This window comes from Marinoscillum sp. HNIBRBA16962 (assembly GCF_057801515.1).
Genome location: NZ_CM173603.1, coordinates 3,322,885 through 3,335,233, shown reverse-complemented (window position 1 = coordinate 3,335,233; position 12,349 = coordinate 3,322,885). Strand labels below are relative to the sequence as shown.

Annotated in this window: 5 protein-coding genes; 3 read left to right on the top strand and 2 right to left on the bottom strand. The window is 44.1% G+C overall.

The window, feature by feature from the left end; all coding sequences use genetic code 11:
• Positions 1 to 18: 18 nt before the first annotated feature.
• On the bottom strand, positions 19 to 1,653 hold the full coding sequence (locus AC3E9V_RS13895) for a M1 family metallopeptidase (protein ID WP_488753669.1): 1,635 nt from the start codon (positions 1,651 to 1,653) through the stop codon (positions 19 to 21).
• Positions 1,654 to 1,757: 104 nt separating this feature from the next.
• Positions 1,758 to 3,251 (bottom strand): sodium-dependent transporter, encoded by a 1,494-nt coding sequence (locus AC3E9V_RS13890; RefSeq protein ID WP_488748729.1) that lies wholly within the window; start codon positions 3,249 to 3,251, stop codon positions 1,758 to 1,760.
• A 306-nt stretch (positions 3,252 to 3,557) separates the two neighbouring features.
• On the opposite strand from AC3E9V_RS13890, the gene AC3E9V_RS13885 reads away from it, so the two are divergent.
• The 3 genes from AC3E9V_RS13885 to AC3E9V_RS13875 are packed head-to-tail and all read left to right on the top strand — an operon-like array spanning position 3,558 to position 12,191.
• Positions 3,558 to 6,326 (top strand): DUF5695 domain-containing protein, encoded by a 2,769-nt coding sequence (locus AC3E9V_RS13885; protein WP_488748728.1) that lies wholly within the window; start codon positions 3,558 to 3,560, stop codon positions 6,324 to 6,326.
• A 12-nt stretch (positions 6,327 to 6,338) separates the two neighbouring features.
• Positions 6,339 to 8,051, top strand: a complete 1,713-nt coding sequence (locus AC3E9V_RS13880; protein ID WP_488748727.1) for a DUF885 family protein — start codon at positions 6,339 to 6,341, stop codon at positions 8,049 to 8,051.
• Positions 8,052 to 8,108: 57 nt separating this feature from the next.
• On the top strand, positions 8,109 to 12,191 hold the full coding sequence (locus tag AC3E9V_RS13875) for a hybrid sensor histidine kinase/response regulator transcription factor (protein WP_488748726.1): 4,083 nt from the start codon (positions 8,109 to 8,111) through the stop codon (positions 12,189 to 12,191).
• The last annotated feature ends 158 nt before the right edge of the window (positions 12,192 to 12,349 follow it).

Below are 12,349 nucleotides of genomic sequence, written 5' to 3'. Positions count from 1 at the left end.
ACATGCTTTGCTTACCCCTCAATACGTGGTAACCCTAAGAATAGCCGCATAAATGTTGGGCTCCAGGTAAATTCTATCTGATTGTTCACTTGTGATGCTGTTCCAGTCATTGGTAGGGGAGACCCAAATTGACTTCTGGTTGTCCAGGATGACTTTTGCAGGCATAGCAAAGCCATCGACGGTATTGTTCCAGCGGAAAAACAGCTTTCCATCCTTGAAGTAATATTCCAGTACAGGGATACGGATATCACGCAAGTACTGGTCAAAAAATGGCTTAAGCTGCATTCCGGACTGGTCACTGATATAGTTTTCGATCTGTGCTGAGGTGACCGTCTGATGGTAAAAGGTTTTGTTCAACCCGCGAAGGATTGCTCTCCATTTTTCATCATCATTGATCACTGTCCTTAAGGTGTTGAGCATATTGCCACCTTTTACATACATATCCCCGCTGCCTTTGTCATTCACGCCATAATCACCGATAATAGTTGCATCATTTTGGATGCCGCGCCGGTTGCCTCGTACGTATGCCTGACCGGCTTCTTTGCCCCAGTAGTACTCTATGAACAAGCTCTCGGAGTAGTTCGTGAAGCTTTCGTGGATCCACATATCGGCCATGTCTTTGTAGGTAATGTTGTTGGCAAACCACTCATGACCCGATTCATGGATGATGATAAAATCAAATTTCATTCCCCATCCGGTACCGCTACCGTCTCGTCCCCGATACCCGTTGGCAAACCGGTTTCCGTACGTGACGGAGCTTTGGTGTTCCATTCCGGTACTTGGCACTTCCACCAGCTTGTACCCATCCTCATAAAAAGGATAGGGACCAAACCAATGCTCAAAGGCTTCCATCATGCGAGGAGCATCTTGGAATTGTTTTTTGGCTTTTTCCAGGTTGTATGGCAGCACGTAATAATCCATGGTGAGATCTCCTTTTTCTCCTTCGTAAATCTCCGAGAAGTGGGTGTAGTTGGCGATGTTTACATTGATCACGTAATTGCTGATGGGGTTGGACACAAACCAATGAAAGGTTTTGGTTCCATCCGGCAACTCGTCTACACCTCTCAGGCGGCCATTAGATACATCCATCAGGTGTCCCGGTACATTTACACTGATAAGCATACTGTCCGGCTCATCATAAAGATGATCCTTGTTTGGCCACCAGATGCTTGCGCCAATGCCCTGGCAATTGGTATGGATAAACTCATTTCCGTCCTTATCCACATCCCAGGAGAAGCCGCCATCCCAGGGAGGACGGACAGCCACTTTCGGCTTACCGCCATAATGGACCACTACTTTATTCACCTCACCTTTTACCTGTGGCTCATTCAATTTGATGAAGTGAGCATTGCCTTCGTGCGTTACCTCCAGCGCTTGTCCGTTATTTCCGGTGACTTTCGTGATCACCAGGGGTGGCTGCAGGTCGATCTGCAGCGTGTTATTACCTTCTAACACCTGATAAACCACATCCACACTTCCTGAGATACTACTATCCCCCGGGTTTACTTTTATATCCAGGTGGTAATATTTCAGATCCCACCAGGCGCGCTCAGGAGTAATGCTGCCTCTGATTGAGTCTTGTCTGGTATACTCCTGACCAAAAAGTTGGCTGGTTATTGCCAGTAATACGATTAAAAAGGATAGATACTTCATGTGCTTATTGTTTTGACTATTGACTAACTGACTGTTGACTGTTGGCCGTTGGCCGTTGACATTTTTCATTTCTTAAGTTTTGCCTATTGCAAGTTGCCTATTGCCTACTGATCTTTAGAGGATATCTGGCGGTTGATCCACTTATTCAGGATAATAAATGTAGCAATAACGACTGTCCATTGCAGCAGACAGGTCATCAGGCTGTAAGAAGAAAACGGATCATACCAGTCTGAAACCCGGGTGGCATCAGCCAAAAACCAAAAAACCAGGATAGACCCACCAATTGGCATAAAGAACTTTATGATATATTTCCATACAGGCCTTATTTTCCAATCGTCATTTCTGTTTTCATTTTCACTTTCACGGAGTTTTTCCAGTCCGTGTAGCGTCAAAACAATGGCGAAGAAAACTCCGGAAAGAAGCAATGCAACACCCCAAACAAAATCCTGGTTGCTCAAGATGTTTAAACTGAGCGCTGAGGGTATTCCTATGAGGTAGCTCACTATCCCAACAGTGAAAATGGCTCGTTTCCTCGAAAAACCAAAGTCAATAAAAATCCGGCTTGGGAGCTCCAGCTGGGCGATCAGCGAAGAGAACCCTGCGAATGTCAGTCCCAGGAAAAACATGATGGCCACTATGCTGCCGCCGAACATTTTAGCGAAGAGCTGAGGCATCCAGATAAAGGTCAGACCCGTGGATGCCGGGCCGCTGGTTTTTACAACTTCCAGGATTTCCGGCTTGCTCATATTCATTTCGCCTTTGAGCACAGCAAACACCGTCCCGAAGATAATAATTGCCGAAATCAATGAGATCAGGTTGTTACCGATCCCGGTAAAGAATGCGTTTTTCACAATGCCTTGTTTTGTGCTCATATAAGCAGCATAGGTGAGAAAAAGCCCCCATCCTGCACCGGTGTCCCAGGCGTTTTGGGTTAGCGCTTCGATCCATATTTTTGGGTTACCCAGTAGACTCCAGTCCGGCGTGAAAAGGTAAGTAATGCCTTCAAGCGCTCCATCCAGTGTTAAAGCTCGTACAATGCAGCCCACCAGTATCACCAGCAGGCTGGGTATAAGCACCTTATTGATCCGTTCAATAGAAGACACGCCTTTTAGAATAGCGAGCCCACCAACACTGAGAGCAACAGTATGAGTGACCAATGGCCAACCACTGTTTTGATAGTTTTCCCATATCATCAAAGCAGTCTGGGAGTTTTCCGGTAGCGAATGTGTGAGCATGTAGATGAAATAATAGATACACCAGCCTACCACCACGGAGTAGAAAAAGGTAATGGCTGTAGCTACCATGGCCATGAAGGCCCCGATCCAGGTGAATTTTCCATTAGTGGCTTCTTTTATAGAGCCGACCAGGCCCAGTCGAAATTTCCTGCCGATAATGTACTCCCCAATGATCAATGGGATACTCCAGACAAACAGAAAAAGGATCCAAACTGCAATAAAGGCCCCGGCACCCTCTTCTGTGCCATTTTGAGCAACTATTCGAGGGAATCTCCAGATGTTTCCCGTCCCAATAGCTATACCCAGAACACTCATCAGGAATGCCAGCTTTGAAGAAAACCTTTGATTTACGCTTTTGTCCATATCTTAAGAAGTATAGTTACAGTTTGGCCTTCACAAAGATATGAGCAGCGGGTACCGGAATATGCCAGTATCTTAACGATAAAGGGTACTATTTTAACTCAATAGAGGTCGCTTTAAGCTGAAGACTGTAAAGATCGGTACAATTAATCATCAGTTTCTGCCCGCTAATTTGCGTTTACAACAAAAGTATTAATACTATCTTAACCAATGATCCCCCTATATTGACTGTCAGGTGTCAATATCACAGCAGCTTCATTAGATTTACTCATAAGGCATTTAACTCATAGCAATAAAGTTTTGTCTTTTATGAACTTAAGAGTCTTTATTCTGCTGATATATATAGTATCTACAGGAGAGGTTATTGGGCAAGCTTGGAACCGATCTCAGCTCCTTGAAAACGAATCCATAAAAGGGGAAGTTTCGATCCGAGGTATGCGCATGTTGGTATCTCCCAAAGACACTTTTCAAGCCAATGTAGTAGGTAGTAGCAGATGGGGGAGAGCCAACGTGACTTACCGGGTGCCGGGAGGAGAATGGCTGTCGATCAATACCTACAATACGACTTTTGAAACTGCTGAGGAAGGCAAAGCCAGGATAATAGATAATCAGCCAGGTATGCCTCTGGTTATGGAGGAAACATTCACACTTAATGAAAAGGGTATAGACCTGGATATTAATGTCCGGGCTGCCATGCAGTTTCCCATAGAAATAGGAGATCTTTCAATCAGCTTTCCCTGGCAGTCTCCCTCGGGAGGCAGCCAGGAATCAATCTTTGAAAAAGGCTATACCAAGCATCAGTTTATTTCCGGTTATGGTTCTTTCATTTATTTCACTCGGCCATCTGGCAAAGGACCTTACCTGATGATCCTTCCCAAAGCGGGTACCAAATTTGAATACTATGAAAATGAAGGCCAGTTTGAGGTTTTCATCCACTCCAAAGTCTCAGGAGTGGATGAAGGCGGAACCTGGCGTCAGGAACATACAAGTATACACCTGAATAGTGAAGAAAAGCCAAAAGAAGTTACTTACGGTGTGCGTTTCTGGTGGGCTGACAGCTGGCAGGAAATGCGAGATATTATTTATGAGGAAGGCCTCTTTGATATCCGCGTGGTTCCTGGTATGACCGTGCCTTCAGATCTTTCAGCGATGTTTTCCCTTCACACTAAACAGGATATTGCATCCGTAGAAGCTGAATTTGCAGAGCAAACTGTAATTGAATATCTGGGTGAAAAGATGCCCGATCATCATGTGTACAAAGTGAAGTTTAACAAGCTCGGGGAGAACATGCTTACCGTCCGTTATGGCGATGGCTATAAAACCTATTTAGAGTTTTTCTCCACAGAACCCTTGGAAACACTGATCAAGAAAAGGAGCGATTTTATTGTAAACCAACAGCAGCACATGGATACTGCTAAATGGTACAATGGCTTATACTCTGTCTGGGATATGCGTACCGCTGAGCTGAGAGGTCCGGACAATACGGATGGATATGAGGGCTGGTGGGGTTATGTGCTTGCCAGCGATGATCCTGCCTTGTGTAAAGCACCCTATGTGGCTGCTAAGAATGTCTTTTTCCCCAATAAAAAGGAGATTGAATCGGTGGAATATTACCTGGAAAATTATGTGTGGGGAGGACTCCAACGAACGGATATGGATGATCCGTATCCTTATGGGATCTACGGAGTGCCTAATTGGAAAGTGGCACGAGACCCTTTAGCTCGGGCAGGTACAAGAAGTCGTCAGCTGGACCGTATGCAGGTATGGAGGACATACGATTATCTGCATATGGTCATGCTGTATTACCACATGTATGAGATTGCCAGAGCCAACCCCGAGCTGGTTTCATACCTGGATGCTGACGGGTACCTGGAGCGAGCATGGCAGACAGCCAAAGCCTATTTCATTTATCCGTACGAGATCTTTGGGGAATACTACGAAACCTATAAACATGGGTGTTACAACGAGCTGGTCATCGAAAACTTAATAGAAGACCTTGAATTTGAAGGTAGGCAGGAGGAAGCTGACTGGCTGAGAAATGAGTACGAGAAAAAGGTAAAATACTTCATTTACGATGATGACTATCCATACGGGTCAGAGTACTCTTTTGACCGGACGGCTTTCGAGTCTTCCTATGCATTTGCAAAGTACGGATACCTGCATGAGATGAAACCGGATACCAATCTATGGTATGATCAAAATGCGGAAAAATGGATGTCTCATCCTGAAGTAAGTAAAGCAGCAGCCCGGGATTTTATGGAGCAGCAGCACCTGGCTAATTTGGCAGTGCGAGGCTGGCTTGAAGCCAAATACTTTTTACTGGGTGCGGATTTTACCCGGAGTTCCGATCGCAATACACTCAGCTATATGGCCAAAATGGGCGGGTGGTCTATCCTGGATTACGGGATCAACTTCGCTGAGTCTCCTGATGACTGGTTGCAGTTGGGTTATGCTTCCTATTTGAGTAGCTGGGCGCTAATGAATACAGGAACAGAAGACTCAAACTATGGGTATTGGTATCCGGGAAAAGCAAATGACGGAGCAATGGGTTGGGCATTTACCACGGCTAAAAATGCCCGGGTGTGGATCAGAAAAGAAACAGAACGTGGAGCATGGATGTATGATGGTGAAGCAGATCTTGGTAATGGGGCCGCCATTCGTATAGCATCTACAATACTTACCAATGATCCGCTATTTGGCTGGATAAGCTATGGAGGAGATCTGAAAACCTCAAAAAAGCGTTTTGAGGTGGTGCCAAAAGATGGTATTCGATCGAGGTTTGCAGTAGTTACGGATCAGGTGAGGCTCCACCTCAAACTTGAAACCGATGGCTTTAAAGAAAATGAAGTTATACAGATTTCATCTGATCTGAAGAAAATTACTGGTGTTCTGGAAAATCGTATGGGCAATACCCACACAACCAGGCTTTGGATAGAAAATTACAACCAACAGGAGATGGTTCTGGAGGTGGATGGACAGGTAGTGCCGTTGAAAAAGGATCCTGATGAGGCGGGAATTTACTTTGCCAATCTTTACATCAGTGAACCGGACCATTCAATCACTTTGACAATAAAATAAATCAATAACACCATGAGTATTCTTAGGAAATTACCGTTATTCTTCGTTCTGATTGGTTTAGGCTCGTTACCCGTTATTGCACAGGAAGGGGCCAGTGAATTGTACTCATCCGTCAGCCAGTTTCAGGAGGACGAGTGGGCATTACGAAGAAAATATAACATTCGGGAGAGCGCGGAGTATTATGAGCGCTTTACCAGGTTGTATGCCGACTGGAGAGAAAATCTGGAAGCGGTCAACTTTGATGAGCTTTCGCTTCAGGGGAAAGCCGACTATGTGCTGCTCAAAAACCAAATAGAAGAGCGTGATTACTTTTTGCAGATCGAATATCAAAAGTTCAGAGAAATAAGCCATGTACTTGAGATAGCAGCCCCATTGTATGAATTTGTGAAGGCGAGAAGGTATGGAGCTATTCCTGACTATAAATCACTGGCAAAGTCCTTTCATGACATTGCCAACTCGCTGGAAGCTTCACGGGAGACCCTGAAGAAGAACCCATTTGAAAACTGGCTGGTGGCTGACAAAGCGCAAGAAGCCGTGCGGTCATTAAGCGAAGAATTAGAGGAAGCTTATGAGTTTTATTACGGGTATGATCCTGAATTTACCTGGTGGATGGAAAAACCTTATGAAGCTCTTAGTGCCTCCTTGAAGAATTACGGGGAGTTTTTACGGGACAACTATACTTCCGATTCTCTTAAGGATGATGGTAGTGGCATCATAGGGAAACCAATCGGGAGACAAGCCATCCGGAAAAGTCTTGAGTTTTCATTCATTTCCTATTCCGCAGAGGAGCTTATAGCTGCTGCAGAGGAGCAATTTCAATACTGTGAAGAGGAGATGCTGAAAGCGGCAAAAGAGCTGGGTTTTGGGGATGACTGGAGAGCTGCCCTTGAGTATGTAAAAGATACTTATGTGCCGGCAGGGGGGCAGCCAAAACTGATCGATTCGCTGGCATGGGAAGCGATCAATTTTATCGAAGAACGTGACCTGATCACCGTTCCTGAGCTAGCTAAAGAAACCTGGAGAATGATCATGATGACTCCAGAAAGGCAAAAGGTGAACCCGTTTTTTACGGGAGGTGAGGTGATCAGCATATCCTATCCCACCAATACCATGGAGCACGATGATAAGCTGATGAGTATGCGTGGTAACAACCCCAATTTTTCTACAGCTACGGTGCATCATGAGCTCATACCGGGTCACCATCTGCAGCAGTTTATGACCAGGCGTTATAAGCCATACCGAAGATTATTTAACACACCTTTTTGGGGCGAAGGTTGGGCGCTTTACTGGGAGATCAACCTGTGGAACAAAGGTTTTCCGGATACACCGGAGGAGCGCATCGGAATGCTCTTCTGGAGAATGCATCGTTGTGCTCGGATCATTTTCTCTTTGAGCTACCACCTGGGCGAGATGACACCCCAGGAATGCATCGATCTTCTGGTGAATCGGGTAGGCCATGAGCATGCCAATGCGGAAGCCGAAGTAAGAAGGTCTTTTACCAGTGGATATGATCCCTTGTATCAAATAGCGTATATGGTAGGTGGGCTCCAGTTTTATGCACTCCAGAAGGAAATGATAGCTATAGGGTGGACTGAAAAACAGTATCATGATGCCGTGATGCGTGAAGGGAGTATACCTGTTGAAATCCTCCGAAAGCTTTTGAAAAAGGAAGATATAAGTGATAATTTTAGTACAAAGTGGAAGTTTTCTACCGGCTTCAAATAACATAGGCAACATTTAACCCCAAAGGGCTCTCCCGAACGAGAGGGCCCTGAAAATTTGATGATTGAAAGACTGAACGTGGTGAAGGCAGCAGATGTCATTTTATGGTTTCTTTGTATCACTCTTGCCGGGCATAGAGCTTACGGGCAAACCGGTGAAATGCGTTTTATCCATTATACCAATCAGGACGGATTACCTTCCTCGTATATAAAGGATATTGAGCAGGATCGTTTTGGCTTTGTGTGGATGGCAAACCGGGAAAACGTATGCCGGTTTGATGGGTATAATTTTTCGAGTTTTCCGGCTATAGACGCTGAGGGGAATGAATTCAATCTTAGAGCCAATACATTATACAAGGCTTTGGATTCTCTTGTATTCTGCAGGTCGATCGATGGTGATTTTTACTATTTTGATTACGCCTCGGAAACATTTCGGTACTATCGGGAACTGAATAAGCTCGGTCCGGTACAGGAAGTGATCGTCTCATCATCCGGCGAAGGCATTTGGTACCTTTTGGATGGAGAACTGGATTACTTGTTGCTGACAGATAATGACAACACCCTGTCGAATCAGACTCCCAACCAAGAATTAAAATCGTTTTCCGGGATACAGCTTTTTAGTGTAAGAAACGGCAATATGGCTCTGATTCACACTGATTCTGCTGCTCAGTTGAAGGTAGTATACTTTCAGGAAGGTAATTCAAGGTCATTCAATGCCCCATTTCCCATAATTTCCATCATGTACCTTGATAGCAATGAGAACATTTGGGTGGGTAACAATGAATTGGGATTATGCAGAATTGACACCCGGTCAGGTACTTTTGAATTTTATTCTAAAGATCAGCCCCAAAACAGGTCTTTAGTCCACAACTATGTTCACGTCTTTGAAGAAGACCAGGATGGTATACTTTGGATAGGTACGGAGGGCGGGTTGTGCAGATGGAATCCCAATGAGAAAATATTTTCGTGCAGCGAACACTCTCTTTCTAATCCAAAAGGCCTAAGCTCTAATCCGATATATTCAGCGCTTTGTGATCGAAACGGCAATGTCTGGCTTGGAATGTATTTCAGCGGTATCAACCTCTGGAGTAATCAAAACAAGTTTTTCAATACACTGTCATCCGGGGTAGGAGAACAGTATCTGGGAGGAAATGCCGTCAGCTCATTTACAGAGGACCATCAGGGAAACATATGGATAGGCCTTGAAGATATGGGCCTTAATCGTCTGGATTGGGAAACCGGTAAGATCAAGAAATATCCGGTTGGGATGGAAGCCGGAGGACTCAGTTACGGTAACATTCATGACTTACATTTTACGGATGCCTCCCATCTGTGGATTGCTACTTATACTGGTGGGATTAACATTCTAAACACCAATACAGGGAAGCTTAAGTATATCAATACACAGAATACACCTGATTTGGTTTCTAATGATATTTACTCTTTCCACGAAGTAGGAGATACCATCTTCATTGCTACTATCAGCGGCATTAATGTCTACAATAAACCAGCAGGGAAGTTTCAGCCGTTTTTTGACCAGGTGTTTAATGGTATTTTAATAGAGAGCATCACCCAAACGAAGGAAAAAATATGGTTCTCCTCCAGGATCGGGATCTATTGTTATGATATGTACACAAAAGAGCTTTTGCCATTTCAGAAACTTAGCCATTTGGATGGCATTAACTTTATCAGGAGAGATAGCAAAGGCCGGTTATGGATTGGAGATAGTTATACAGGTCTCTATTGTTATGATAAGGTCACAGATGAAGTTAAACGATATTATTCTGAAAATGGATTTCCCGGTACGTGGATCTATGGTTTGCAGGAAGGGGCCAATGACTGGTACTGGGTAAGTACGGATAAAGGATTAGTCAAGCTGGACCCTCACTCCGGTATATCATTCCTTTATAATAAGGACTCAGGCATTCCTTTTAGTCAGTTTAACTATCGGGCTGCTTTTCGGGACAGCCGTGGCTTTATCTACTTTGGAAGCAACGAGGGATTGATCTACTTTGATGAGTACAACCAGACGCTTAGCGCCAAGGCAAACGATGTGGTCATGACAGGTTTCAAGCTCTTTAACCAACCTGTAGCGCCGAGGGAAGATAAGGATCGCATTCTCAAAAAATCATTGACCCTTTCAGACAAAATAGAGCTCCTTTATAAAGAGAATGTATTTACGATCGAGTTTTCAGCGCTCAACTATGTCAATCAGGGGAAATGTCATTATTCATACTATTTAGACGGGTTTGAAAATGAATATAACTACGTGGGTAACCGTAACTTTGCGACCTACACCAACCTCAGTCCCGGCACTTATACTTTTAAGGTAAAAGCTTCCCTTGATAACTCTACTTGGGACACACAACCAAGTGAACTAACGGTAGTTGTTCATCCACCTTTCTGGTTATCAAAGTGGGGTTATGCGTTGTATGCGGTATTGCTGGTCGGGGTGCTTGTATTGATTTCTTTCGTCAGTAGCCGCATCCAGAAGTCACGCGCGTTAGCAGAGATCGAGCGAAAAGAACGGGTTCATGCCGTAGAGCTCAACCAGATCAAGCTGGAATTTTTCACTAATATTTCACATGAATTAAGGACTCCACTCACCCTCATCATAGGACCATTGGCCAAGCTGATCGCAGATGAGAAGGTAAGCCCGTTTGTCAAAGAAAAGTTAAGCAGCATCAACCTGAATGCACACAGGCTTTTGCAATTGCTGAATCAGTTGCTGGAGTTTAGAAAAATAGAACAGGGCAAGGAGGAGCTAAAAGTGAGCAAAGCAAGTATTAGCGACCTGTTTAACAATCTGGAACAATCCTTTTCAATGACTGCAGAGGAAAGCCATCTCAACCTGAATTTTAATTGTGATGAAGCTACAGAACCTGTTTGGTTTGATCGGCCTAAAGTAGAAAAGATACTGATCAACCTTATCTCTAATTCTTTCAAATTTACCGACGCGGAAGGGTCTATAGATGTCATCGCGGAGTTGGATAAAAAGTTGATCAATAAAGAAGAAAAACAAGTGCTGAATATCACGATCAGGGATACAGGGAGAGGCATGGAGCCAAGAATCATAAACCGGATTTTTGATCGGTTTTATCAGTCTGAGTCAAATGGTAAACCAGATAGAGAGTACTATGGTTCCGGGATAGGACTCGCGTTTGTCCAAAGTCTCGTACAGCTGCATAAAGGACATATCAGGGTGCGAAGTAAACTGAATGTGGGAACCATCTTTAAAGTTGAACTTCCTGTTTCACAATCAGATTATCTTCCGGAAGAAATTGTCATTATAGATGTAGTAGAAACAGGTGATAAAAACCATATTCTTACTACAAAATTCAATAAATCAGTAGAGCTGGATCAGCCTGAGGATTTTTCTAATAAACCCAAGATACTGCTTGTAGAAGATAATCTGGAGCTTATGGAGTTTATCGCTGGATCTCTGATCGATCAGTATAGCATAGTAAAAGCCATCAATGGAAAAGAGGCACTTGATAAGCTTTCCGAAAATGCCGTGGACCTGATCCTTTCGGATGTAATGATGCCGGTTATGGATGGTTTTGAGTTTACCACCAGTGTGAAGGAGAATTTTGAAACCTCCCACATTCCGGTCATTTTGCTGACGGCCAAAAGTGGGCCGGATAATAAATATGAAGGACTGAAGACCGGAGCGGATTACTATATCGAAAAGCCGTTTTTAGCACACATTCTTCAGCAAAATATTGTGAATGTACTGAAAACAAGGAGAAACCTGATCAAGAAGTTTAAAAAGGATGCGTTTATGCCGGCATCTGAGCTAACGTATTCAGACTCAGATAAGGAGTTTATAGAAAAGCTTACCAAAATCATCAGAGATAACATCGATAAACCTGATCTTGATGTTGGTTTTTTAACCAGGGAAATTGGGCTTAGTCGATCGATGCTCCATATCAAGCTTAAGAAGATAGCTGATTGCTCGGCCACAGAGTTTATCAATACCGTCCGACTAAAACAAGCATTAAATCTGATGGCGGAAAAAGGATGCAATGTCTCCGAAGCAGCTTATCAGACAGGGTTCTCCAGTCCCACCTATTTCACGAGACGGTTCAAGCAGTATTATGGCCAGTCGCCAAGGGACTTTCTGCAAAGAGAGTTGATCCGGTAGCAATCCCTAACCCCCTCAAAAATCATTTAGCAGAAACTTGTTCGAAGCTGCATTCCCCTCTCTTTCAAAGAGAGGGGTTAGGGAGAGTTGGTCTGACGCTTCAAACAATACTATGGTCAATTATTCCCTAAAAAAAGGCTCAAAGACTCCCTATTGAC